This window comes from Pseudonocardia sp. OZ21, from assembly GCF_059359135.1.
Window position 1 is genome coordinate 138,024 of the sequence record NZ_JCADBN010000007.1, and the last position, 23,697, is coordinate 161,720.

Here is a 23,697-nt window from a genome sequence, read left to right on the forward strand (position 1 = left end):
GACATCAGGCCGGCGCGCGGACCAGCCCGGCGGCGCCGTCCACCGTCACCTGCTGCCCGGTCGTGATCCGGGTGGTGGCGTCGGCGACCCCGACGACCGCGGGGATGCCGTACTCGCGCGCGACGACGGCACCGTGCGAGTTCGGCCCGCCCATCTCCATCACCAGCCCACCCGCGGTGAGGAACAGCGGCGTCCACCCGGGGTCGGTCGACGGCGCGACCAGGATCTCGCCCGGCTCCAGGTGGGCGCCGACCGGATCGAGCACCACCCGCGCCGTCGCGGTGACGGTGCCCGCGGAGGCCGGGGTGCCGGTCAGCGCGCCCTCGACGTCGGCGGGCCGGGCGAGCGTCTCCGGCTCCGTGCCGTCGGAGAGCAGCACCCTGGGCACGTGCCGCCGCCGCACCTCCCGGTCGTACTCCTCCCGGCGCCTGACCACCGTGGTGCGGTGGTCGGCGCCCGCGAGCGCGGAGCGCGCCTCGGCGAGGTCGAGGAAGAACACGTCGGCCGGGTCGGTGAGCAGCCCGCGTGCCGCGAGCACCTCGCCCACCTCCTGGAGCTCCGCCCGCGCGTGCGCCAGCAGCCGGACCAGGAAGTCCTTGTGCGTCTCGCGCATCCCGGACAGCTCGCGTACCCGCCGCAGCGCGACCCGCACCGCGATTGCCCGGACGCGGGAGCGGCGCCGGACGCGCGCGACCACCGCTGCGACGGCGGCCTCGGCGCCCACCGCGCCGCGGGCGAACAGGGTGTCCGGGGCGAGCTCAGGGTCGTCGAGACGCAGGTAGTTGGCCAGCACACCCAGCACGTGCTTCGGGTCGTCGGACCAGCGGGGCATGCCGAGGTCGATCTCGGCGACCGCGCGGTGCCCGTGCCGGCGCAGGAACGCGCCGAGCCCGTCCTGCAGCACGGGCGGCAGTGCGCCCTCGCCGTACCGGGCCGCCAGCGCCGCCGCCGTCGCCGTCCGCAACGCCTCGGCGGAGTCGGTGTCGGCGCGCAGCCGCGTGGCGAGGCCCCACAGCTCGAGGTCCATCTCCGTGGTGGTGTTGTACGGCAGGGACCGCAGCACCTCGTGCGAGGTCGCCTCGTCGAGATCGGGGCCCGCGAGCTTCCGTGCCGCCGCGAGCATCGTCAGCCCGGCGAAGAACACCGGCGCGACTCCGGGGACCATCGTGAAGACGTGGGTCAGCACCCCCTGCACCTGGTGCAGCCGCTGTTCCGCGGTGGCGTCCACCGGCACCGCGGTGACCGTGGGCAGTCCGTGACCGATCCGGTCGACCCGCCGCCGCGCCGCGGCCGGACGCAGCAGGGACAGGACGAGGAGCGGCGGCACCCGATGGTGCACCAGCGCGCCCGCCGCCCGCCGGACGAACGGCCACCGCGACGTCGTGCGGACGGCGAGCGCGGGCTCGTCGAACAGCGCCCGGAGCACCACGGCAGAGCGGGCCTCCATGACGTCGAGGATCCGGGGGAGAACGGTGCGGCCGACCGCACTGCGCATGCCCGGCGTGATGTCGACGAACGCCCGTCCACCTGCAACGACGAACGCGGGCGGGCCGGCGACCGGGTCGGCGATCGGGATGCCGAACGCGCCGGCGGGGACGGAGGTGATCACCCGGAACGCCGAGAGGCCCATCGGCGTGATCGGCCGCGTGAGCCCTTGGGCCAGGCTGGCGCAGAGGTACACGCGCAGTCCCTCGCCTGCCGGATGCGGGAGCGGGTGCAGCGTGGTGATCGGCCGGGACTGGGTGAGCCACAGCGTGCCGTCGCCGTCGATGGCCCACTCGATGTCCTGCGGGGCGCGGTAGTGGGCCTCGACGCGCCGTCCGAGTGCGACGAGAGCGGCGATCTGCGCGTCCGTCAGGCTCGTTCGCGCCGTCCCGTCGGTGGTGACGACCTGTTCGGTGCCACCGCCCGCCAGCGGCCGCACCTCGACGGCCTTGTCGCCCCGGCGGTGCTCGACGATCCGGCTGTCGCCCTCGACGACGATGTGGTCGGGGTTCACCGCACCCGACACGACCGCCTCCCCGAGACCGGCGCTCGCGTCGATCACGCTGCGGGTCCGCCTGCCGGTCACCGGGTCGGCCGTGAAGAGCACACCGGCGACCTGGGCGTCCACCATCCGCTGGACGACGACGGCGAGTTGCACCGCGCGATGGTCGACGCCCGCATCGGTCCGGTAGCTCACGGCCCGGTCGGTCCACAATGAGGCCCAGCAGCGATGCACCGCGTCGAGCACGGCGTCGACCCCGACGACGTTGAGGTAGGTGTCCTGCTGTCCGGCGAAGCTCGCTGACGGCAGATCCTCCGCGGTGGCCGACGACCGGACGGCAACCGGAACGTCTGTCCCCAGAGCCAGGTACGCGCGGCACACGGCGTCGGCGACGCGGGCCGGCACGGGCGTGGCCAGCAGGGTGGCGCGGGCCCGCTCGCCCAGCTGTGCCGGATCCCCGTCGAGCTTCTGATCGAGGCCGGCGGCCTGTGCCACCTGGGCGTACGCCGCGGTGGTGACGGCGAAACCCGGCGGCACCGGGAACCCCACGCCGATGAGCTCACCGAGGTTCGCTGCCTTTCCTCCCACCTCGGCGAGCGCGCCCGAGTGGAGCCGGCGTAGATCGATGACAAAACCCGCGGCGGCCATGACAGACGGTAGCGCCGAACTCCAGAGAACTCAACATCCGTTGAATAGAACGGAACGGTCACTGGCCCTGCGCGGATACACCCGAGCGGGTCAGCGCCGTACCCGTACCGCGCTGAGCAGGCAGAATCGATGCGGTGGTGGACCAGGTAGGCGGCTTGGACGGGCACGGCGCCGCGGCGCGGCCCAGGGGGAGACTCCGTACGCCAGGGGAGCACCGGTGGCCCGTCGTGGTGGGGGTAATCCTCGCGATCGGCCTGCAACTGATGCTGCCCGATCAGGTGGCGCCCCGGGCCCGGTACGTCCTCCCGGCGCTCGAGTTCGTGGTGCTCGTCGGGCTGGTCGCGGTCAACCCGTTCCGCATCGACCGTGAGTCGTCCGCGCTGCGCATGGCAAGCCTCGGCCTGACCGGGCTCGTGGTGCTGGCGAACGCGTGGTCGGTGGTGCTGCTGGTCGGGGAACTGGTGAGCGGGCGATCGGCCCCTCCCGCCGAGTTGCTCCTCGGCGGCGGCGAGATCTGGGTGATCAACATGCTGGCGTTCGCGCTGGTCTACTGGGAGCTGGACCGGGGTGGCCCGGCGGCGCGGGCGCACGCCTCGGCCGACCTGCCCGACTTCCTGTTCCAGCAGATGCAGAGCCCCGCCTTCGCCCCCCGCGACTGGAAGCCCGCGTTCGTCGACTACGTCTACCTGTCCTTCACCAACGCCACGGCGTTCAGCCCCACCGACGTGATGCCGCTCTCGCGGTGGGCGAAGATGACGATGCTGCTGCAGGCCGCCGTCGCGCTGGTCATCGTGGTGCTCGTGGTCGCCCGCGCGATCAATGCTCTGTCCTGAGCGCCCGGAGCATCCGGTACTCGCGAATCACCAGGACGATGATCAGGATGTCGAGCACGGCCAGCAGCGGCAGCACCACCGAGCCGGTGTGCACGGCCCGGTACAGCTCGTAGACCACGAACACGCCGAGCACCACGGCCGCCACCGGGTACGCGGGTACCCACCGCCGCAGCAGCGCCGCCACCAGCGCGAGTTTCACGATGCCGTGCAGCGCGAGGTAGAGGACCACGAAGGTGCGGTTGCCGGAGGCGAACTCCGCCGTGCCGGCGACGAGGTGCCGAGCCAGGAAGCCGTCGGGTGCGCCGAGCAGGTCCCGGCTGATCACCTCGGCCACCAGATGCTGCACCGCAGCGCCGGGCACGAGGAGCAGCACGACGGCGCCGATCAGCTCGGCCGCGCCGTCCAGACCCTTGATGAGCATGGCCAGCTTGAACAGCCGTTCGGTGCTGCGCGCCGCCGGGACGTCAGCCACGGCGGCGCACCGGCGACCCCGCGATCAGCGACCACTTTGCCAGGTCGGGTCCCCCGAAGATCTCCATGTATCGCCTCGCTCCGATCGTGGCGCCCCACGAGGATGCTGCCGCGGGCCGCCGTCCAGCGTAGGTGTCCGACGAGCGGTGGCCCCGCCGCCGAGGTATCCGGGCAGCTCACAGCCCGTGCGCGCGCTGATGCACACGCCTGGTCGCCACGCTGACCTCGTGCCCGGCTGCCGGCCGGTCGGACAACGAGGAGGTCGACATGCCACTGGTCAGCGTGAAGGCGATCGAGGGAGTTTTCAGCCCGGAGCAGAAACAGCGGATCGTGCGCGATCTCACCGAGGCGATGGTCAAGATCGAAGGCGAGAACCTGCGGCCCATCACCTGGGTTATCGTCGAGGAGGTGGGTAGCGGCGACTGGGGGATCGGCGGCAGCCCACTCACCACCGAGGACGCGCTGGCGGTCGCCGCCGGTGAGTCCGTCGAGACCGTCGAGTAGCAACGGCGCACCAGCTTCCCCGGCCGATCGCCATGATCGGATAGGTCGGTTGCTGGGAAGCGCATCCACGGACTGGACCATGACGCTGCACATCCACCTGCTCGGCAAGCCGTACGCCGAGCTGGACGGCGCGGTCCTGGCCGTCCCGGTCCGGCGCAAGGGCTGGGCTCTGCTCGCGGTGTTGCTGCTGTCGGAGCGACCGCCCAGCCGCCGCGGTCTGGCCGAGCTGCTGTTCCCCGACGCCGACGAGCCGCTGCGTGCGCTGCGGTGGAGCCTGAGCCGGCTCCGGGGTGCGCTCGGCGATCAGGTGTCGATCGACGGCGATCCGGTCGTGACGGAGCTGGGGCCGGGCTGTCGGGTCGATGTTCTCGACGTGTTTCGTGACCACCGAGGGGTTGGCCGCGACGACGACCCCAGCGGCCTGCCCGAGACCTTCCTGGACGGTGCCGACGGCGTCGGCGGGCCGGATTTCGACCTGTGGTTGACGGCGGTGCGCCACCGGATCGACACGGCACGGGGAGCGTCGCTGCGCAGCGCGGCGGAACACGCCATGGCCGCGAGGCCGTCGGCCGTCGGCCGCCGTGTCCGCCGCCGCACGGGCCGTGGCCCTCGATCCGTCCGAGCTCACCGCCCGCGGAACGCTGGTCAGCTCGCTGGTCGCGGCGGGTGACCACTCGGCCGCCCTCGTCCAGCTCGCGGAGTGGAGTTCCTGGGTCCGCCAGGAGCTGCGCCTCGACCGGCTGACGTCCGCCGCCGGTGACCACGGGTGGCAAGCGAGCGACACCGACACGTTGTCCCGGATCGAGGCCGGGCAGGCGGCGATGGCGGCGGGGAGCGTCTCCGCAGGCCTCGACCACCTTCGGGACGCGGTGCGCCTCGCCGAGCGGCGTGACGACGACCCGCTGCGCGCCACGTCGATGTTCGCACTGGGCAGCAACGTCGTCCACGCCGTGGCGGCGCACGCAGCCGAGGGCAGGCGGGCGTTGCGCGGCGCGCTCACCTTCGCCCAGCGAACGGGGAACTCCGCCCTCGTCGCCGAGGCGCTCCGCGAGCTTGCGTACGTCGAGAACGCCGACGGCCGGGTGGAGACCACCGGCCGGCTGCTCCGAACAGCGGCGACCACCGCCGCAGGCGACGCGCACGCGACGAGCTCTGTTCGCGCGATCGAAGGGATGTTCCTCGCCGACCGGGGGCAGCACGGCCGCGCGCTGCACGCCCTGGACGACTCCGCGCGCCTGGCCGAGTCGACCGGACGGATGCGCCAGACCGCGTGGTCCCTCTCGATCGCCAGCCGGTCCCTGCTGCAGCGCGCCGAACTGGACACCGCACGTGACTACGCGGAACGGAGCGTCCGGCTCGCCACCGAGGCGCGCTGGACCGCGATGCTCCCGTGGATGGAGACGCTGCTCGCCGAGCTCGACCTGGCCGACGGCCGGGTGGACGACGCCGAGCGGACGCTGCGGCACGCCTGGTCGTTGAGCCAGGTCCTCGGCGACCAGTGCTGGCAGGGCATGGCGGCCCGTGGCCTCGGACTGGTGGGTTTCGCGCGCGGGAACCTCGCGGAGGCCCTGCACTGGCTGGACATGGCGGAGCGCTGCGCGCGCGAGGCGAACGACCGCTACGCGTGGATTCACGCCTGGGTCCAGGAGGCCGTGTGCCGCGTGACGGTCGCCGCTCACCTCCCTCGCGCCGCCGCCGACGTCACGCGGCTGGCCTCGATCGCGGCCCGGTCGCACCAGCCGGAGTTCCTGGTGCGTGCCGAGCTCCACCGCGCGGCCCTGGGAGAGGGATCGGCTCTCGACCGCGCCCGCGGGCTGGCTGCCGCCCGGATCGACAACCCGGCCCTGCTCGCCACCTGCTCCTGACCACCTCGACCCGCGCGGGCCCAGAACGGGCGACTCGCGAGCGCAGACCGGGCGACTCGCGGGCGCAGACCGGGCGACTCGCGGGCGGGGATCGGGCGACTCGCGGGGAGCCCCGCGAGTCGCCCGGTTCTGGTGCGCGAGTCGCCCGGTTCTGGTGCGCGAGTCGCCCGTTTCCGACGGCGCTCACGCCACATCGACCACCACCTTGACGGTGGCGGTGCCACTGCCCATCGCGGCGTGGGCGTCAGCCACGGTCTCGAGGGTGAACCGCCGGGGGTCGAGCACGGGCCGGAGCGATCCGGCGTCGACCAGCGCGGCGACGTCGCGCAGGATCTCGCCGTGGTGCTCGCGACCGCGTCCGGTCAGCATCGGCGCCAGCGTGAACACGCCGGAGTAGGTGGCGCCCCGCAGCGACAGCGGCGAGAGGTCGTGGGCGCCCCATCCCAGCACGCTCACCACGTGCCCGGTGTAGGTGCGGACCGCGGGGAACGACGCATCGATCGTCGTTCCGCCGAGGGTGTCGAGGATGACGTCGAACCCCTCACCGCCGGTGTACTGCGCGACGTACTCCTCCACCGAGGTGGTGGTGTAGTCGATCGGGGTGGCGCCGAGGCGCTCGATGATCTCCAGTTTCCCTGGCGAGCCGGTGGCGAAGACCTCGGCGCCGCGGGCCCGGGCAATCTGGACGGCCACGTGCCCGACGCCGCCTGCGCCGGCATGCACCAGCACCTTCTGGCCGGCGTGCACCTGCGCCCTGTCCACGAGGGCTTCCCACGAGGTGATTGCGACCAGGGGGAGCGCCGCCGACTCCCGCAGGCTCAACGACGCCGGTTTACGTGCCAGGAACGCGGCGTCCACGGCGGCGTACTCGGCGAGTGATCCCTGGAGGTCCCCGATGCCGCCGGTCAGCCCGAACACCTCGTCGCCGCGGGCGAAGCCGGTGACACCGGCGCCGATCTCCTCGACCACTCCCGCGAGGTCCATGCCGAGCACGGCGGGCAACCTGGTCGGGCGGCCCTGCGTCGCGCCGCCCCGGGCGGCCGTTGCGGCCGTGAGCTTCAGGTCCAGCGGGTTGACGCCGCTCGCCGCCACCCTCACCAGAACCTCGCCCGGACCGGCGGCCGGTTTCTCGATCTCGCCGAGGGTGAGCGGACTACCGAACTCTTCCAACAGTGCTGCGCGCATGGGCGCTACCTCATCTCGTGTCGTCGTGTCTGCTCGGTTCTGTCATGCGGTGTGGCCGGCGACGACCAGTCGCGCCGCGGCCTTCGCCTCGTCCACGACCGCGCGGTCCTGCAGCAGTCGGCCGGAGGCGAGGGCACCGTCGATCAGGAGCCCGATGTGCCGGGCGAGTGAGCCCGCGTCCTCGGCGCCTGCCGCTGCGCTGAGCTCGGTGAGCCAGGCCTGGCGGCGTTGCGTGTGCTGCACGGTGATCTCCCGCGCCTCCGATCCGAGCCCGGTCTCGACCGCGGCGCTGACGAACGGGCATCCGAAGAAGCCGTGCCGGTCGAAGGCGTCGAGGAGGGCGTCGAAGAGCCCGACGAGCTGATCTGCGGCATCGTCCCCGGCGCGCTGAGCAGCGGCTCGGAGCTGCGCCATCCAGGAGTCGTCCGTCCGACGCAGGTACCTCGCGACGAGCTCGTCCTTCGTGCGGAAGTGGACGTACAAGGTCGACTTGGCGACGCCGGACTCCGCGATCACCTGGTCGATGCCCACCCCGCGCAGTCCGTTGGCGTAGAAGAGCTCGGCCGCCGTCGCGAGGATCTTCTCCTCGGTGTTGGTCTTCCTGGTCCGCGTCACCATGGCGCACCTCCTTAATCGAACAGACTAGTACGTTCGATTAAGGGATGTGGGGTGACGGCCGTCGCCCGTCAGGGGTGGCAGGGCGACGGGTTGACCGTCAATCGAACATACGTTCTAATCGATCTCCATGACGACGAGCCGCATGCCGTGACGGAGGAGAAGGCGGCCACGACGGAAGTGGGCGACCGGCTCCCGACGCCGTACTGGCGCCTGTGGTGGGCCGGCGCGATCGACAACGTGGGTGACGGTGCTTTCGTCACGGCAGTGCCCCTGCTGGCGGTGCAGTTGGCCCATACCCCGGTGCTGGTGTCGGCGGTGTCGGCAGCCGCCTTCCTGCCGTGGCTGATCTTCTCCCTCCCCGTCGGAGCGCTGGTCGATCGACACGACCGGAAGCGACTGATGGTGTATTCGCAACTCGCGCAGGCAGCGGTCGTGACCGTCGCGGCGGTCCTCGTCGCCGTCGGCGAGATGCACATCGCCCTGCTCGCGGCAATGGCGTTCGTGCTCGGGGCGTGTGACGTCGTTTTCGGCAACGCCGCGCAGGCGATGCTGCCCGAGATCGTTCCGGGACCATTGCTGAACCGGGCCAATGGTTACCAGAACACGGTGACCAACACGGGGCAACAGTTCCTCGGCCCACCGGCGGGCAGCTTTCTGTTCGCTGTCACGGCCGCCGCGCCGTTCGCGCTGAACGCCGTGTCCTTCCTGGGCTCCGCCGCCCTGATCGCCACCCTGCCCCCGGGCAGGCGAGCAGCGGCCGGGCATCCGCCGATGCACGCCGCGATCAGGGACGGGCTGCGCTGGCTGCTGCGCCACCGTCAACTGCGCACCCTCGCGTTGCTCCTGGCCGTCAACACCTTCTGCTTCGCGATGGGCAACTCGACCCTGGTGCTGCTCGCCACGCAGACCCTGCACGTCACCGCGGGTGGCTATGGCGTGCTCCTGACCGCTGCGGCCGTCGGGGGCGCGATCGGGGGTGTGGTCAGTGAGCGCCTCGTGGCCTGGTTGGGCACATTGCCCACGTTGTTGACATCCCTGGCGGCGAACGTGGTGATCTTCGGAGCCACCGGCATCGCACCCGATCTCGTGGTCCTCGCCGTCCTGCTGGCGCTCGGCGGCTTCGCCACCACGATCTGGAGCGTGCTCACCCTGACCCTGCGCCAGCAGCAGGTACCCGGTGAGCTGCGCGGACGGGTCAACAGCGTCTACCGGATGATCGGCTGGGGCCTCATCCCGCTCGGAGCGCTGGCCGGTGGCCTGGTGGCCGAGAAGGTGGGACTGCGAGCCCCGTACCCCATTGCGGGCGCGATCCGCGGGCTCGCCCTTCTCGGCGCCCTCCCCGTTCTCGTCGCGACCATGAGAAGTCCGGCCCGTCGGAAACGAGACGAGCGCGGGTGAGGACCGACTGCTACCCCCGCGTCCGGAGCCGATAGACCGACACGTGGGAGCGGGACTCGGCCGTGAAATCCGATCCGTCCCAGTCCGCGTGGCGTGACTCCCGTTCGAACCCGGCGAGCTGGGCCATGAGGTCCAGTTCGCCGGGCCAGATGTAGCGGTGCGGGCTGCGGAACAGTTCCGCCTGCCGGCCGTCCGAGAACCGGAAGTGGTGCGACACGACGTGCTGGTTCAGGACGTCGTACGTGTCGAGACCGATGTAGCCGGGCTCGTTGTGCCAGACCGTCGCCTGCCGGCCTGAGGGGAGCGCCCGCAGGTCCGGCACCCAGAGTTCGATCACGAACCGGCCACCGGGCGTGAGGTGGCGGGCCGCGTTGCGGAAGCAGGCCACCTGCTCGGCCTGTGTGAGCAGGTTGGAGATCGTGTTGAACACGAGGTAGACCAGCGCGTAGGCGCCGGGGGCGCGTGCGGTGGCCATGTCGCCGATGACCACCGGGACCGTCGCCTCGTCCACCTTCGTCCGCAGGCGGTCGACCATGGGGCGGGACAGCTCGATCCCGGTGACGGGCACCCCCCGCTCGGCGAGCGGCACAGCCACGCGGCCGGTCCCGATCGCGAACTCCAGCGCCCGCCCACCACCTGCGAGCCCGGCGAGCCGGTCCACGGTCGGCCCCAGGACCTCCGGGGCGAACATGCCGGTTCCGGGGGTGTCGTAACGACGGGCGACCTCGTCGTCCCAGATGTCCTCGTGCACGGCGCCCACCATGACCACGGGGCTGCGGACCGTCCAGGGGATTTTCCGGCCGGGTCAGCGCTCGCCGATCACCGGGCAAGCGGCCGTGTCGTCGCTGCCGCGGCGAACGAGTTCCGAGGCGAGCTCGCTCTTGACCGCGATCGTCTCGAGGGTGCGGCCGAACACGTCGTGGAGGTCGCGCGAGATGCGCAGGCGTTCGTTCGCGAGCGCGAGGGCGGCGCGATCCTCCTGCGCTCGCTGCAACTCCCGCACGACCCGCAGCAACCACGCGCTCGACCAGGACGCCCACAGGATGACGCTGATCACCGCCGCCGCGACGACGAGGAGCGGGATGTTCGCGACGACGAGCGGGACGGCCAGGGCGATGATCGCCGCGTTGAGGAGAAGGGTGCGTCGCGCGTCGAGCACGGGCACGAGGCTCGCGGCGACCGACCCGATCGCCGCCGCGGCCGTCACACCCATCGCGGGGATCGGGATCAGGAGCGTCGTGGCGACGAGCGCCACGAGGGCGAGCCCCCAGGCGATGGCACCGGCAGCCCCGGACCGCCGGGCGCGGCCGCCGAGGACGTCGAAGCTCCACCGGCTGACGAGGACGTTCCCGGTGACGAGGGCGAGCGCGAGCCCGACGGCCACCACGAACACGACGAGGTGCGCCCCGACGGGTCCGTCGGCGCTGATCGCCCCACCGAGGAGGGTGATGATCGGGGTCGACACGGCGCCGTACGTCGACCAGTGCACATAGGTTTCGAACCGTCGCGCGCTGACCGCCGACCCATCACCCACGTACCCGATCTAACTTCTGGCCAGGGAGCGGGCGATCACCAGCCGCTGGATCTGGTTGGTGCCCTCGAAGATCTGCATGATCTTGGCTTCGCGCATGTAGCGCTCCACCGGGAAGTCGCGGGTGTAGCCGTAGCCGCCGAGCACCTGCACGGCGTCGGTGGTGACCTTCATGGCGGCGTCGGTGGCCACGAGCTTTGCGACGCTCGCCTGCCTGCTGTAGTCCCGCCCGGCGTCGCGGCGGCGGGCGGCGTCGAGGTAGGTGGCGCGGGCCGAATCGACGGCGGCAGCCATGTCGGCGAGCAGGAACCCGAGGCCCTGGTGGTCGATGATCTTCTTGCCGAACGTGGTGCGCTCGTTCGCGTAGGCCACGGCGGTGTCGAGGGCCGCTCTGGCGAGGCCGGTGGCGACTGCGGCGATCCCGAGCCGGCCCGAGTCGAGGGCCGCGAACGCGATCTGCAGACCGTTGCCCTCGGCTCCCACCAGCCGCTCGGCGTCGAGCACGGCGCCGTCCCAGTGGGCGGTGGTGGTGGGTATGGCGTGCAGGCCCATCTTCTCCTCCGGTCTGCCGAAGGAGAGGCCGTCCGCGGCTCCCGGCGCGAGGAAGCACGAGATCCCGCGAGGGCCGTCGGCGGTGCGGGCGAAGAGCGCGTAGAAGTCGGCCTTCCCGCCGTGGGTGATCCAGGCCTTCGTGCCGGTGATGCGGTAGCCGTTGTCGACCTTCTCCGCCCGGCAGGCGAGCGCGGCGGCGTCCGAGCCCGCCTGCGGCTCCGACAGGCTGTAGCCACCGATCATCTCTCCGGCGAGCATGTGCGGCAGCCAGCGCTCCTGCTGTGCGGGCGATCCGAAGGTGGCGAGCGGGAAGCAGGAGAGCCCGTGGACGCTCACCGCCACGGCGACGGCGGCCCACCGGGCCGCGAGCTCCTCCAGGACCTGCAGGTAGACCTCGTAGGGCTGGCCGCCCCCGCCGAGCTCCTCCGCGTAGGGCAACCCCAGCAGCCCGGCCTCGCCGAGGGTCGTGAACAGGCCGTCCGGGTAGGTCTCGGCGCGCTCGTGCTGCTCGACGCGGGTGGCGAGCTCCTTGTCGGCGATCTCGCGCGTGAGCGCGAGCAGGTCCTCGGCCTCCTGGGTGGGAAGCAGTCGGTCGACGGCCATCCGGGCTCCTAACGGTACTGAGTGGAAGACTTCAGTACCGTCTAGAGTAGCTGCCATGTCGACCCCCGTCCCCGTCCGACGCGGTGCCGCCCGCAGGGAGCAGCTGTTCGACGAGCTCGTGGGGCTGCTGCTGGCCGAGGGTTTCGCGCACCTGACACTCGACGACGTCGCCGCGCGCCTGCACTGCTCCAAGCGCACCCTCTACGCACTGGCCGGGAGCAAGGAGCAGTTGGTGCGGGCCGCGGTGGTGCACTTCTTCCGCGGCGCGACCGCCCGCGTCGAGGCCGCCGTCGCCGCGGAGGGCGACCCGAGCCGGCGTGTGGGCAGGTACCTCGGCGCGGTCGCCGTCGAGCTCGCCCCGGCGTCCGCGCGGTTCGTCGAGGACGTCGCCGGCTTCCCACCTGCCGCCGAGGTGTACGCGCGCAACACCCGCGCCGCCGCCCGCCGGGTGCAGCAGCTCGTCGACGAGGGTGTGGCGGCCGGGGCGTTCCGCAACGTGCACACCGGGTTCGTGGCGGACGTCGTCACGTCGGTGATGGTGCGCATCCAGCAGCGGCAGGTGGCCGCGGCCACCGGCCTGGACGACGCCGACGCCTACGCCCGCCTGTCCGAACTCCTGCTGCACGGCCTCGGCGTCCCCTGACGACGGCCGTTGCGCCCCGCCCTGGGCCGTCCTCGATGACCGCACACATCTGGTGGCCACCGTGCACATGGCGGGACGTGTGCTCGGTGGCCACCACGTGTGTGCCGTCGGAGCGACTCGCGGGCGGGAACCGGGCGACTCGCGGGCGGGAACCGGGCGACTCGCGGGCGGAAACCGGGCGACTCGCGGGCGGAAACCGGGCGACTCGCGCGCCGAAACCGGGCGACTCGCGGGCGCGGAAGCGGCGACTCGCGGGGCGGGGGCGGGGGGTCAGGAGCGGACGAGCCGGGCGATCGCGTCGGACGCCTCGCGCACCTTCTGGTCGGCCTCCTCGCCGCCGGCGGCGGCGGCCTGCACGACGCAGGTGGCGAGGTGTTCGTCGAGCAGTTCGAGCGAGAATGCCTGCAGGGCCTTGGTGGCCGCGGCGACCTGGGTGAGGACGTCGATGCAGTACTTGTCCTCCTCGACCATCCGCTGCAGCCCCCGGATCTGCCCCTCGATGCGGCGTAGCCGCTTGAGGTAGGCGTCCTTGTCGCTGCTGTAGCTGGCCATGTGCCGAGGTTAACACCCCCAGGGGGTACTGAACCAGGAGCGTGTCCGCGGCCGCGGAGCCCCCCTCGGTTCCGCGGCCGCCGACCCGCACTCTGTTCGTACCGCACCCGGTATGCCCACGTCACGGGTCTGGGCGTTGCAATATGAGACGGACCGTTTCGATTTTGGTTCCGTGGAGTGACGGCCCGCCCCGGGCGTCAGACCAGGAAGCGGTACGCGGTGCTGCCCGGCGCCACCAGCTGGATCTTCAGCGGGCTCGCCTCCATCCGCTTCCACAGGGACTCGTACCCGTCGCGTTCGGACAGCTCGATGCCGCAGAGCGCAGCGCCGGTCTCCCGGTTGTCGCGCTTGATGTACTCGAACAGGACGATGTCGTCGTCGGGGCCGAGCACCTCGTCGAGGAAGCGCCGCAGCGCGCCCGGCTCCTGCGGGAACTCGACGAGGAAGTAGTGCTTGAGCCCGCGGTGCACCAGCGAGCGCTCGACGACCTCGGAGTAGCGGCTCACGTCGTTGTTGCCGCCCGAGAGCAGGCAGACGACGGTGTCGTCGGGACGCAGGTCGAGCCCGTCGAGAGCGGCCGTGGCCAGCGCGCCCGCGGGCTCGGCGATGATGCCGTCGACCTGGTAGAGGTCGAGCATCTCCGTGCAGACCCGACCCTCGGCGATGCTCACGAACTCCGCCCCGGAGGCGCGCGCCAGCGGGAAGCTGACGTCCCCGACCCGGCGGACCGCGGCACCGTCGACGAACGTGTCCAGCTCGGGCAGTGTCGTGGGGCCTCCGGCGGCCAGCGCCGCCGCCATGCTCGCCGCGCCGGCGGGCTCGACGCCGACGATCCGGACCTCGGGGTGGTGGGCCGCGAACCAGCCACCGACCCCGGCGAGCAGCCCGCCGCCCCCCACGGGCACCACGAGGACCTCGGGTGCGCGGCCCAGCTGCGCCACGATCTCGATGCCGACGGTGCCCTGCCCGGCGATCGTGCGGACGTCGTCGAACGCCGGGACGACGGTGGCACCGGTACGGGCGGCGTGGTCGGCGGCGGCCGCCGCCGCCTCGTCGTAGGTCTCCCCACCCACCACCAGCTCCACGCTGTCGCCGCCGAGCGCGGCGATGCGCTCACGCTTCTGGCGCGGAGTGGTGCTCGGGACGTGCACCCGGCCGCGGATGCCCAGCTGCCGGCAGGCGTACGCCACCCCCTGCCCGTGGTTGCCCGCGCTGGCGCACACCGCGCCTGCGGCGCGCTCGGCGTCGTCGAGCTGGGCCAGGAGGTTGTACGCGCCGCGGAGCTTGTACGAGCGTCCTACCTGCAGGTCCTCGCGCTTGAGCCACACCTGGCAGCCGGTTGCGGCGGTCAGGCGTTCGTTGTGGTGCAGCGGGGTCTGGAGGGCGACGCCGGTGAGCCTGACGGCTGCGGCGTCGACGTCGGAAGCGGAGAACACCTGCTCGATACTCCACCTTCCGCGGGTGGCCGTGTTTTGCGGGGTCCGGCCTGCGACTGCCTCTGATCTTTTCGACCGGATTTGCAGGCTCGGCCGGATGGGCCCCATCGACGGCATCACGTGCGCACCGGATCTCGTTGTCGACCTACACTTCCTGGCGTTCGTTATCAATGCAAACGAGGAAAGCGGGGAACCGCGTGCGGCGTTTTCGACGGTCCTGGTGGTATGTCGGAATCATGGCCCTGGTCGTGTGCGGATCCACGGCGTGCGCGGCCACCAGCGGATCAGCGAATGCCGCCGCCGACTCGGACTCGGCCCACTCGGTGGCTTCGGCGACGCCGGTGACGCCGGTGACCTCGCTGACCCCACGGCAGGCCGCGGGCCAGCGCATCATCTATTCCTATCCCGGGCTCGTGCCGCCGCAGTCCCTGTTCGACAGGATCCGGGCGGGCGAGGCCGGTGGCGTGATCTTCTTCAGCGACAACGTCTCCACCCCGCAGCAGATCACCGGTGTCGTGCGCCGGATGCGGGACGCGGCCGCGCAGAGCCCATTGAAGGGACCGCTGCTGCTGATGACCGACCAGGAGGGCGGGAAGGTCCGGCGCCTCCCCGGCGGCCCCGCGGCGTCACTCAAGACCGTCGGGCAGTCCGCCGACCCGGACTCGGGAGCGACGGCGGACGGGCGCGATGCCGGCCAGGACCTCTCCGGCATGGGGCTGAACGTCAACCTGGCGCCGGTGCTGGACGTCTATCACGCACCGGGCGACCTGATGGACCAGGTGCAGCGGTCGTTCAGCCAGAACCCCGCCCTCGTCGGGCGGCTCGGCGCCGACTACGTGAAGGCGCAGCAGGCCGAGGGCGTCGCCGCCACCGTCAAGCACTTCCCGGGCCTCGGTCCCGCATCCGCGGCCGAGAACACCGACCTGCGGCCGGTCACCCTCCCCGTCTCGCTCGACACCCTGCGCAACGTGGACGAGGCGCCCTACCGGCAGTCGATCTCGGCAGGGGCGAAGCTCGTCATGCTGTCCTGGGCGGTCTACCCGGCGCTGGACCCCACGCGACCGGCCGGCCTGTCGCCCGTGGTGCAGCACGAGCTGCGCTCCCGCACCGGCTTCACGGGGGCGACGATCAGCGACGCGCTGGAGGCCGGTGCCCTGAAGAGCTACGGCGCCACCGGCAACCGTGCGGTGCTCGCCGCGCAGGCGGGCGCCGACCTGATCCTGACCGGGTCGCGCAACGTCGCGCAGGGCGACGACGCGGCGGCCGCCCTGGCCACCGCGCTGTCCGACGGGAAGCTCCAGCAGGGCGCCTTCCAGGACGCGCTGACCAGGATCGACGCGCTACGCGCCGGTCTCCGGTAGCTCCCTCGTCACAGCCGGGTGCGCGGGCGCAGCTCGAAGCCCGCCGCCTCGTAGCAGGCGTCGATCAGCTCGGCCGTCCTCACGGCGTCATCGGCGTCGGTGGGCAGCGGGGCCCCGTCGCGCACGGCCGCGGTGAACGCCTCGAGCTGATAGGCGTAGGACGGACGCCTGCCCAGCTCCTCCAGGCGCTCGGCGCCGTCGGCCGTGACCAGCACACGGTCGTCGCGGTGCGGGAGCACGAAGTTGAACGCGCTCACCTCGCCGCGGCTCCCGATGAGCCGGGCGGTCATTCGGTCGGCGTCGGCGGCCATCGAGCAGCGCATCGTGCCCGTGGCGCCCCCGGGGAACTCCAGTTCGGCGTCGACCCACTCGTCCACGCCGGGGTGCCCGGCGCGCTCCGCGCCGTCGGCGCCGGTGAGGTACGGCTCCCCGCCCGCCCACGGGGCGAGTGCGCGGTGCAGGTGCAGGCCGTAACAGCCGACGTCCATGAGCGCCCCACCCGCGAGTGGGAAGGACCAGCGCGGGTCGGTGTCGGCCGGCGCGGGGATCATCATGTCGACCTCCACCCGCTGCAGCTCGCCGATCTCACCGGACGCGAGCACCTCCAGCAGCCGGCGGGCGACCGGGTGGTAGAGGTAGTGGAACGCCTCCATCACGATCACTCCGGCACGTGCGGCGGCGTCCCGCACCTCCCGGGCCTCGTCGGCGTCGCTGGCCGAGGGCTTCTCGGTGAGGACGTGCTTGCCCGACGCCACCGCGGCGAGGTTCCACGGCCCGTGCAGACCGTTGGCGAGGGGGTTGTAGACGGCCTCGACCTCCGGGTCGGCGAGCACGTCGGCGTAGGAGTCGAGCACGCGCTCCACGTCGTGGGCGGCGGCGAACTCCTCGGCCCGGGAGCGGTCGCGCGCGGCAACGGCCACGAGGCGGGTGCCGGTGAGGCGGGAGGGGGCGACGATGGAGGCCTCGGCGATGCGCGCGGCACCGAGAACGCCGATCCGGAGAGGTTTCACGGCTAGATCCTGCCCCGGCAGTGGACCCGGCCGCCGACCCGGTTCCCCGCGCCCGGTTCAGGAAAGCCACGTTCAGGTCCGGAGCGGGCAGCAAAGTGGCTTTCCTGAACCTCCGGGAGCGGACCCGCCAGCTGCCGGCACCGGGTCCTCGGACCGACCCCGGTGGTGGCGTGACGCGGGCGGCTAGTGGATGTGCTGCCGCCAGTCCGCCGGGACGCGGTCGCGGGGGCCGGGGACCGTCTGGTCCACCGGACGGTGCTGGGGTTCGGGCAGGTCGGGGCCGTCGAGCATCTCGTCGCTGCGGTAGTCCCAGTACCAGGACTCGCCGGGCTCGAAGCTGCGGACGATCGGGTGCCCGGTGGCGCGGAAGTGCGCGGTGGCGTGCTGTTCGGGCGATGTGTCGCAGCACCCGACGTGGCCGCACTGGGCGCACCGGCGCAGGTGCACCCACCAGCCGCCGTCCTGGTCGCATTCCACACAGCTCGGTCCGCTGGGTGGAACGGCGGGGTCGATCCCGTTCGGTGCGGACATGCGCAACTCCTTCTCTATGGCCCGACGGGGCCCATCATGGACCGACACACGGTTCCCGTGCCGCCCGGAGCGGGGTAGCGTCCGAATGATCAAGGGTTTGATCGAAAGGGAGGCGTCAATGGCAACGAAGCCGTTCGCATCGTCCACGGACCTGTCCGCGAAGCAGCAGACCCTCGAGGTGCTCGCCGACGGCGTCTACGCGCTGACGGCGGAGGGCGACCCCAACATCGGTGCTGTCGAGGGCGAGGACTTCGTCGTCTGCTTCGAGGCACTCGCCACCCCCGTCGCCGCGCAGAAGTGGCTGGACCGCCTCCGCGAGCACACCGACAAGCCCGTGCGCTACCTCGTGCTCAGCCACTACCACGCCGTGCGGGTGCTCGGGGCGTCCGCGTTCGACGCCGAGGTGATCGTCGCGCACGAGAACACCCGGGCACTGGTGGCCGAGCGCGGCAAGGAGGACTGGGCGAGCGAGTTCGCCCGGATGCCGCGCCTGGCCGAGGGCGCCGACTCGGTGCCCGGCCTCACCTGGCCGACCCTGACCTTCTCCGACCGCATGACGATCGACCTGGGCGGTGACCGCGGCGACCTCGTGCTGCAGTACTGCGGCCGCGGGCACACCGAGGGCGACATCGTGGCGTGGCTGCCGCGGCACCGGATCCTGTTCGCAGGCGACCTGGTGGAGGCCGAGGCGGCGCTCTACACGGGCGACGCGTTCCACCGTGACTGGTCGACCACCACGCTCAACCGGGTCGCGGCCATCGGAGCCGACACCCTCATCGGCGGGCGGGGCGGGGTCAGCCGCGGCGCGTCCGCCGTCGGGTCGGCAATCGACCAGACGCGGTACTTCCTGCAGGTGATGATCCGCGAGGTCGGCGGCGTGCAGGAGCGCGGCGGCTCCCTCAAGGAGGCGTTCGAACGCACCCACACCGCGCTCGTCGACCAGTACGGGCACTGGCCGATCTTCGAGCACTGCCTCCCGTTCGACGTCTCACGCCTGTGGGACGAGCTCTCCGGTGTGGAGCGGCCGGTCATCTGGACGGCGGAGCGGGATCGCGAGGTCTGGGAGCAACTGCAGTCATGAAGCCGGTCGTCGTCATCGGGAACGGCCCGGTCGGCCAGACCGCCGCGCTGCTGCTCGCCCGCTGGGGCCTGCCGACGGTGGTGCTCGACGAGCGCCACTCCCGTGATCTCGTCGGGTCGAAGTCGATCTGCCAGCATCGCGACGTCCTCGACATCTGGGACTCCGTCGGGGCAGGCGCCCGGATCGCGGCCGAGGGCGTCACGTGGACCACCTCGCGGACGTTCCACCGCGGCACCGAGCTGTTCAACCACACCTTCGTCGACGCAGGCAGCTCGCCGTTCCCGCCGTTCGTGAACATCTCGCAGTCGCGCACCGAGGAGATCCTCGACGAGCACATCGGCGCGCAGGTGCTGATCGACGTGCGGTGGGGGAAGCGGGTCGTCGGGATCCGGCAGGACGCCGATGGTGTGACCCTCACGTGCGACGGCGGTGCGGACGTGGAGGCGTCGTTCGTCGTCATGTGCGCGGGTGCCCGGTCCGATGAGCTGCGCGCGCTGCTCGGCATCCGGTTCGAGGGCCATTCCTTCGACGACCGTTTCCTCATCTGCGACATCCGCGCGGAGCTGCCCGAGCAGGCCACCGAACGGCACTTCCACTTCGACCCCGAGTGGAACCCCGGCCGTCAGGTGCTGATGCACCCGTCGCCGGACTCGACGTTCCGGATCGACTGGCAGGTGCCGCCCGACTTCGACCTCGACGCCGAGACGCGCTCGGGGGCCCTGGACCGGCGCATCAGAGCCGTCATCGGCGACCGCCCGTACGAGATCCTGTGGCAGTCGGTGTACCGGTTCCACTCGCGCTGCGTCGACCGGATGCGCGCCGGGCGGGTGCTGCTGGCCGGGGACGCCGCGCACCTGGTGGCGCCGTTCGGGGCGCGCGGGCTCAACTCCGGGGTCCCCGACGCCGAGAACGCCGCATGGAAGGTCGCGTTCGTCGCCCGTGGCTGGGCACCACCGGCGCTGCTGGAGAGCTACCACGACGAGCGGCACGCCGCCGCACGCGAGAACCTCGCGGTCACCAGCGCGACGATGGACTTCCTCGTGCCCCAGACCCCCGAGCAGGCCAGGTATCGCCACGACGTGCTCTCGCGGGCCCGGGACGACCCCGCCGCCCGTGCCCTCGTCGACTCCGGGCGGCTGGTGGAGCCGTTCTGGTACACCGACTCGCCCCTGACCACGCCCAACCCCGGCCGCCCGGTCGGGGGCCGGCCGCCGACCGGTGCCCTGCAGGACCCCGGCCCCGGGATTCTGGCGCCCGACGCTCCGTGGGACGTCTCCCGCCGCTTCCGGGTGCTCGCCCGCGAAGGGTTCCTGCTGCTCCTGACCCCCGGCGCCGACGTATCGGCGGCGCGCTCGGCGGCGGAGCGCGTCTCCGCGCCGGTGCGTGTCGTGGAACTCGTGGACGGCGACCCCACCGGCGTGCTGGCCGGGGCGCTGGCCGTCCGTCCGGGTGAGGTCTGGGTCGTCCGACCGGATGCCTACGTCGCCGCCGTGCTGGAGCGGCCGACGTCGGCCACCATCGACGATGCGCTGCGTCGCGCGCTGGCCGGCGCCACCGCCCGGGAGGAGAACGAACATGGCGTACTACCGACGGTCGGGTGACGTGCCGCCCAAGCGGCACACCCAGCACCGGACGCCCGACGGCGGGCTCTACTACGAGGAGCTGATGGGGGAGGAGGGCTTCTCGTCGAACTCGTCCCTGCTCTACCACCGGGGCATCCCGTCGGCGATCGTCGATGCGACCCCGTGGGAGCTGCCGAACGTCGACACGACGGCGAACCACCCGCTCGTCCCGCGCCACCTGAAGCTGCACGGGCTGTTCCCCGGCGAGGACTGGAAGGCCGTCGACGCCGTCACCGGCCGGCGGCTCGTGCTCGGCAACGCCGACGTCCGGATCTCCTACGTCGTGGCGGGCGAGGCCTCACCGCTCTACCGCAACGCCATCGGGGACGAGTGCGTCTACGTCGAGTCGGGGGCGGCCACCGTCGAGACGGTGTTCGGCGCGCTCGACGCGCGACAGGGCGACTACGTGCTGCTGCCCCGCGGCGCGACCCACCGCTGGGTGCCGGTCGAATCGGGCGACGGCGCGCCGCTGCGGCTGTACGTGATCGAGGCGAACTCCCACATCAACCCGCCGAAGCGCTACCTGTCGCGCTTCGGTCAGCTGCTGGAGAACGCGCCCTACTGCGAGCGCGACCTGCACGGTCCGGCCGAACCGCTGCTCGTCGACGGCGCGGACGTCGAGGTGCTGGTCAAGCACCGCGGCAGCCGCGGGATCACCGGCACCCGCTACGTCGTCCCGACCCACCCCTTCGACGTGGTCGGCTGGGACGGCTGCATGTACCCCTACACGTTCAACGTCGCCGACTTCGAGCCGATCACCGGCCGGGTGCACCAGCCCCCGCCGGTGCACCAGGCCTTCGAGGGCGACGGCTTCGTGATCTGCAACTTCGTGCCGCGCAAGGTCGACTACCACCCGTTGTCGATCCCGGTGCCGTACTACCACTCCAATGTGGACTCCGACGAGGTGATGTTCTACTGCGGAGGGAGCTACGAGGCCCGCAAGGGGTCGGGCATCGGGCAGGGCTCGATCTCCCTGCACCCCGGCGGCCACAGCCACGGCCCGCAGCCCGGCGCCTACGAGCGCAGCATCGGGGTGCAGGAGGTCGACGAGCTCGCCGTCATGGTCGACACGTTCCGGCCGATGGAGCTGGGGGAGGGCGGCCGGGCCGCCGAGGACCCGGGCTACGCGTGGACCTGGTCGGGACGGGGGCCGGCCTCGTGATCGAGCTTCCGGTCAGCACGCTGTACGGCCCGGCGAACCTGCCCTACGGCGTGTTCTCCGTGCCGGGCGACCCCCGGCGCAGGATCGGTGTCGCGATCGGCGACCAGGTGCTCGACGTGGCGCCCCTCGCGGAGTCGGGCGGAGCCGCCGAGCTGGTGCCGCTGCTCGCCGCGCCCGTGCTCAACCCGCTGCTGGCCGCAGGCCGTCGCACGTGGACCGAGCTCCGCGAGCGTCTCGTCGAGTGGGTGCACGGACCGGCGGACGTGCTGCGGCCCCACCTCCTCGCGGCCGCCGACGTGCACCTGCACCTGCCCGTCGAGGTCGGGGACTACGTCGACTTCTACTCCAGCGAGCACCACACGAGGAACGTCGGACAGATCTTCCGGCCCGGTTCCGAGCCCCTCTCGCCGAACTGGAAGCACCTCCCCATCGGCTACCACGGGCGCACGGGCACGATCGTCGTGTCCGGCACCGACATCGTCCGGCCCAGCGGGCAGCGCCGCGGCGAGGACGGGCCGGAGTTCGGACCGTCCACCCGGCTCGACATCGAGGCCGAGGTCGGGTTCGTCGTCGGCACGGGCACGCGGATGGGCGAGGCCGTCGCGATCGGCGACGTCGCGGAGCACGTGTTCGGCCTGTTCCTGCTCAACGACTGGTCCGCCCGCGACATCCAGGCGTGGGAGTCCACGCCGCTCGGGCCGTTCCTCGGCAAGTCCTTCGCCACGTCCGTCTCGCCGTGGGTGGTGCCGTTGGACGCTCTCGAGGCGGCCCGCGTCGCCCCGCCGCCCCGCGACCCGCCGCTGCTGCCCTACCTGCGCGACGTCGACGACCGCGGCCTCGACCTGGAGCTGGAGGTGGCCCTGAACGGCCACGTCGTGTCGCGCCCGCCGTTCGCCACGATGTACTGGACGGCGGCGCAGCAGCTTGCGCACCTGACTGTCAACGGTGCGTCGCTGCGTCCGGGTGACGTCTTCGCGAGCGGCACCGTGTCGGGCCCGGGGAAGGAGCAACGCGGGTCGCTGCTGGAGCTGAGCTGGGGCGGCACGGAGCCGATCCCCCTCCTCGGCGACGCCAGCCGCACGTTCCTCGAGGACGGCGACGAGGTCGCGATCACGGCCACCGCGCCAGGGACGGGCGGGATCCGCATCGGCCTGGGCGAGGTCCGCGGCCGCATCCTCCCCGCCCGCCCCTGACCCGCCCCTGACCCGCCCCCCGCGAGTCGCCCATTCTGTCCCCGCGAGTCGCCCGTTCTGGCTGCGCGAGTCGCCCGTTCTGTCCCCGCGAGTCGCCCGTTCTGTCCCGCGAGTCGCCCGTTCTGGCTGCGCGAGTCGCCCGCTATGTCTCCGCGAGTCGCCCGTCCTGTCCGCGCGAGTCGCCCCGACCCCGCCCGTGATGTGCCCGGCCGCCCGGCGACTCGCGGGCGCGAATCGGGCGACTCGCGGGCGGGGAACGGGCGACTCGCGGGGGTCAGGTCAGCAGGGTGTGGGCCGTCCGCTTCCAGAGGGCCAGGTGGGGGTCGGTGCGGGGGTCGCGGTGATCCATCGCGTAGGCGAGCCCGACCCCACGCATGCTGGTGAACAGCAGGTCGCGGACCTCCGCATAGCGCGGGTGCGCGACGAGATCCGGCCCGTAGAACCGGTCGAGCCCCGCCTTGATGGCCGCGCCGATCTCCCGCTCGTGGACGAGCAACGCGGCACGCAGCTCCTTGTTCGTGCGCGCCGCCGTCCACAATTCGACGGCCGCCCAGAAATGCGGCTCGGAGTAGGCCTCCCACATCAGTTCGATGGCGCGGTCCAGCCGTTCGGCGCCCGTCAGTCCGCCGGCGAGGCTCTTGATGCGTTCACCGTTACGCCGGAGCCGTTCGGTGGCCAGGTGCCGGGACGCGGCGACGAGGAGCTGTTCGCGCGAGGGGAAGTGGTGCAACAGCCGGCCGCGCGAGACCCCGGCGCGGGCCTGGATCTGCAGGGTGGTGGCGCCGGCGTACCCGGACTCGACGAGACACGCGACCGCCGCGTCCAGGATGCGTGCGCGGCTCGTGGCCGTGCGCTCCTCACGACGCCCGCGCGGGGCGGCGGGGGAGGACGCATCGACGGGGGACGACATG

General features: G+C 72.3%; 23 protein-coding genes. 11 read left to right on the plus strand and 12 right to left on the minus strand.

Annotated elements, in window-relative coordinates; all coding sequences use genetic code 11:
• Nucleotides 1-4: 4 nt before the first annotated feature.
• Nucleotides 5-2,635: a PEP/pyruvate-binding domain-containing protein gene (locus AC5L35_RS18280; protein WP_495060850.1), complete on the minus strand. Its 2,631-nt coding sequence runs from the start codon at nucleotides 2,633-2,635 to the stop codon at nucleotides 5-7.
• Nucleotides 2,636-2,862: 227 nt separating this feature from the next.
• Here AC5L35_RS18280 and AC5L35_RS18285 point away from each other — a divergent pair, with 227 nt between their 5' ends.
• Nucleotides 2,863-3,468: a hypothetical protein gene (locus tag AC5L35_RS18285; protein ID WP_495060851.1), complete on the plus strand. Its 606-nt coding sequence runs from the start codon at nucleotides 2,863-2,865 to the stop codon at nucleotides 3,466-3,468.
• Here AC5L35_RS18285 and AC5L35_RS18290 read toward each other — a convergent pair.
• A complete protein-coding gene (locus tag AC5L35_RS18290; protein ID WP_495060852.1) occupies nucleotides 3,452-3,940 on the minus strand; it encodes a DUF2127 domain-containing protein in 489 nt (162 codons plus the stop codon). The two genes, AC5L35_RS18285 and AC5L35_RS18290, sit on opposite strands and share 17 nt — an antisense overlap.
• A gap of 266 nt (nucleotides 3,941-4,206) precedes the next feature.
• Between AC5L35_RS18290 and AC5L35_RS18295 the strand changes: the two genes are divergently transcribed.
• The 3 genes from AC5L35_RS18295 to AC5L35_RS18305 all read left to right on the plus strand — a co-directional run bounded on the left by AC5L35_RS18295 (nucleotide 4,207) and on the right by AC5L35_RS18305 (nucleotide 6,308).
• Nucleotides 4,207-4,443, plus strand: coding sequence for a tautomerase family protein (locus AC5L35_RS18295; protein ID WP_495060853.1), 237 nt, complete (start codon nucleotides 4,207-4,209; stop codon nucleotides 4,441-4,443).
• 79 nt (nucleotides 4,444-4,522) lie between these two features.
• Nucleotides 4,523-5,113 (plus strand): AfsR/SARP family transcriptional regulator, encoded by a 591-nt coding sequence (locus AC5L35_RS18300; RefSeq protein ID WP_495060854.1) that lies wholly within the window; start codon nucleotides 4,523-4,525, stop codon nucleotides 5,111-5,113.
• A complete protein-coding gene (locus AC5L35_RS18305; protein ID WP_495060855.1) occupies nucleotides 5,025-6,308 on the plus strand; it encodes a tetratricopeptide repeat protein in 1,284 nt (427 codons plus the stop codon). Before AC5L35_RS18300 ends, AC5L35_RS18305 begins: the two co-directional genes overlap by 89 nt.
• A gap of 183 nt (nucleotides 6,309-6,491) precedes the next feature.
• On the opposite strand, the gene AC5L35_RS18310 is transcribed toward AC5L35_RS18305, so the two are convergent.
• Both AC5L35_RS18310 and AC5L35_RS18315 read right to left on the minus strand, forming a co-directional pair.
• Nucleotides 6,492-7,493, minus strand: a complete 1,002-nt coding sequence (locus AC5L35_RS18310; protein WP_495060856.1) for a zinc-dependent alcohol dehydrogenase family protein — start codon at nucleotides 7,491-7,493, stop codon at nucleotides 6,492-6,494.
• A gap of 42 nt (nucleotides 7,494-7,535) precedes the next feature.
• Nucleotides 7,536-8,111: a TetR/AcrR family transcriptional regulator gene (locus tag AC5L35_RS18315; RefSeq protein ID WP_495060857.1), complete on the minus strand. Its 576-nt coding sequence runs from the start codon at nucleotides 8,109-8,111 to the stop codon at nucleotides 7,536-7,538.
• A 51-nt stretch (nucleotides 8,112-8,162) separates the two neighbouring features.
• On the opposite strand from AC5L35_RS18315, the gene AC5L35_RS18320 reads away from it, so the two are divergent.
• Nucleotides 8,163-9,509: an MFS transporter gene (locus tag AC5L35_RS18320; protein WP_495060858.1), complete on the plus strand. Its 1,347-nt coding sequence runs from the start codon at nucleotides 8,163-8,165 to the stop codon at nucleotides 9,507-9,509.
• Between the two features lie 10 nt (nucleotides 9,510-9,519).
• Here AC5L35_RS18320 and AC5L35_RS18325 read toward each other — a convergent pair whose 3' ends face one another.
• From AC5L35_RS18325 to AC5L35_RS18335, 3 genes are all read right to left on the minus strand, one after another.
• A complete protein-coding gene (locus AC5L35_RS18325; protein WP_495060859.1) occupies nucleotides 9,520-10,260 on the minus strand; it encodes a class I SAM-dependent DNA methyltransferase in 741 nt (246 codons plus the stop codon).
• 54 nt (nucleotides 10,261-10,314) lie between these two features.
• Complete coding sequence (locus AC5L35_RS18330) at nucleotides 10,315-10,974, minus strand: histidine kinase (protein WP_495060860.1); 660 nt, start codon at nucleotides 10,972-10,974, stop codon at nucleotides 10,315-10,317.
• Nucleotides 10,975-11,052: 78 nt separating this feature from the next.
• Entirely contained in the window at nucleotides 11,053-12,195 is a 1,143-nt protein-coding gene (locus tag AC5L35_RS18335) for an acyl-CoA dehydrogenase family protein (protein WP_495060861.1), read from the minus strand.
• Nucleotides 12,196-12,250: 55 nt separating this feature from the next.
• Between AC5L35_RS18335 and AC5L35_RS18340 the strand changes: the two genes are divergently transcribed.
• Nucleotides 12,251-12,838, plus strand: a complete 588-nt coding sequence (locus AC5L35_RS18340) for a TetR/AcrR family transcriptional regulator (RefSeq protein WP_495060862.1) — start codon at nucleotides 12,251-12,253, stop codon at nucleotides 12,836-12,838.
• A 270-nt stretch (nucleotides 12,839-13,108) separates the two neighbouring features.
• Here the strand turns inward: AC5L35_RS18340 and AC5L35_RS18345 are convergent, their stop codons facing one another.
• Nucleotides 13,109-13,390, minus strand: coding sequence for a metal-sensitive transcriptional regulator (locus AC5L35_RS18345; protein ID WP_344015138.1), 282 nt, complete (start codon nucleotides 13,388-13,390; stop codon nucleotides 13,109-13,111).
• 197 nt (nucleotides 13,391-13,587) lie between these two features.
• The gene (ilvA, locus tag AC5L35_RS18350) at nucleotides 13,588-14,826 is read right to left on the minus strand and encodes a threonine ammonia-lyase IlvA (RefSeq protein WP_495060863.1); all 1,239 of its coding nucleotides are present in this window, start codon (nucleotides 14,824-14,826) and stop codon (nucleotides 13,588-13,590) included.
• A gap of 350 nt (nucleotides 14,827-15,176) precedes the next feature.
• Between ilvA and AC5L35_RS18355 the strand changes: the two genes are divergently transcribed.
• A complete protein-coding gene (locus AC5L35_RS18355; RefSeq protein WP_495060864.1) occupies nucleotides 15,177-16,187 on the plus strand; it encodes a glycoside hydrolase family 3 N-terminal domain-containing protein in 1,011 nt (336 codons plus the stop codon).
• Between the two features lie 8 nt (nucleotides 16,188-16,195).
• Here AC5L35_RS18355 and AC5L35_RS18360 read toward each other — a convergent pair whose 3' ends face one another.
• On the minus strand, nucleotides 16,196-17,197 hold the full coding sequence (locus tag AC5L35_RS18360) for a Gfo/Idh/MocA family protein (RefSeq protein ID WP_495060865.1): 1,002 nt from the start codon (nucleotides 17,195-17,197) through the stop codon (nucleotides 16,196-16,198).
• A gap of 183 nt (nucleotides 17,198-17,380) precedes the next feature.
• A complete protein-coding gene (locus AC5L35_RS18365; protein WP_495060866.1) occupies nucleotides 17,381-17,728 on the minus strand; it encodes a UBP-type zinc finger domain-containing protein in 348 nt (115 codons plus the stop codon).
• A gap of 118 nt (nucleotides 17,729-17,846) precedes the next feature.
• Here AC5L35_RS18365 and AC5L35_RS18370 point away from each other — a divergent pair, with 118 nt between their 5' ends.
• Genes AC5L35_RS18370 through fahA form a run of 4 tightly spaced genes read left to right on the plus strand, consistent with a single transcriptional unit; the run spans nucleotide 17,847 to nucleotide 22,786 of the window.
• Nucleotides 17,847-18,809 carry an MBL fold metallo-hydrolase gene (locus AC5L35_RS18370; RefSeq protein WP_495060867.1) on the plus strand — a complete coding sequence of 321 codons (963 nt, stop codon included), beginning with the start codon at nucleotides 17,847-17,849 and terminating at the stop codon, nucleotides 18,807-18,809.
• The gene (locus tag AC5L35_RS18375) at nucleotides 18,806-20,410 is read left to right on the plus strand and encodes an FAD-dependent monooxygenase (RefSeq protein WP_495060868.1); all 1,605 of its coding nucleotides are present in this window, start codon (nucleotides 18,806-18,808) and stop codon (nucleotides 20,408-20,410) included. The genes AC5L35_RS18370 and AC5L35_RS18375 overlap by 4 nt, the downstream gene beginning before the upstream one ends.
• Nucleotides 20,385-21,593 carry a homogentisate 1,2-dioxygenase gene (locus AC5L35_RS18380; RefSeq protein ID WP_495060869.1) on the plus strand — a complete coding sequence of 403 codons (1,209 nt, stop codon included), beginning with the start codon at nucleotides 20,385-20,387 and terminating at the stop codon, nucleotides 21,591-21,593. Before AC5L35_RS18375 ends, AC5L35_RS18380 begins: the two co-directional genes overlap by 26 nt.
• Nucleotides 21,560-22,786 (plus strand): fumarylacetoacetase, encoded by a 1,227-nt coding sequence (gene fahA / locus AC5L35_RS18385; RefSeq protein WP_495060870.1) that lies wholly within the window; start codon nucleotides 21,560-21,562, stop codon nucleotides 22,784-22,786. Before AC5L35_RS18380 ends, fahA begins: the two co-directional genes overlap by 34 nt.
• A gap of 274 nt (nucleotides 22,787-23,060) precedes the next feature.
• On the opposite strand, the gene AC5L35_RS18390 is transcribed toward fahA, so the two are convergent.
• Entirely contained in the window at nucleotides 23,061-23,696 is a 636-nt protein-coding gene (locus tag AC5L35_RS18390; RefSeq protein WP_495060871.1) for a TetR/AcrR family transcriptional regulator, read from the minus strand.
• Nucleotide 23,697: the final 1 nt, after the last annotated feature.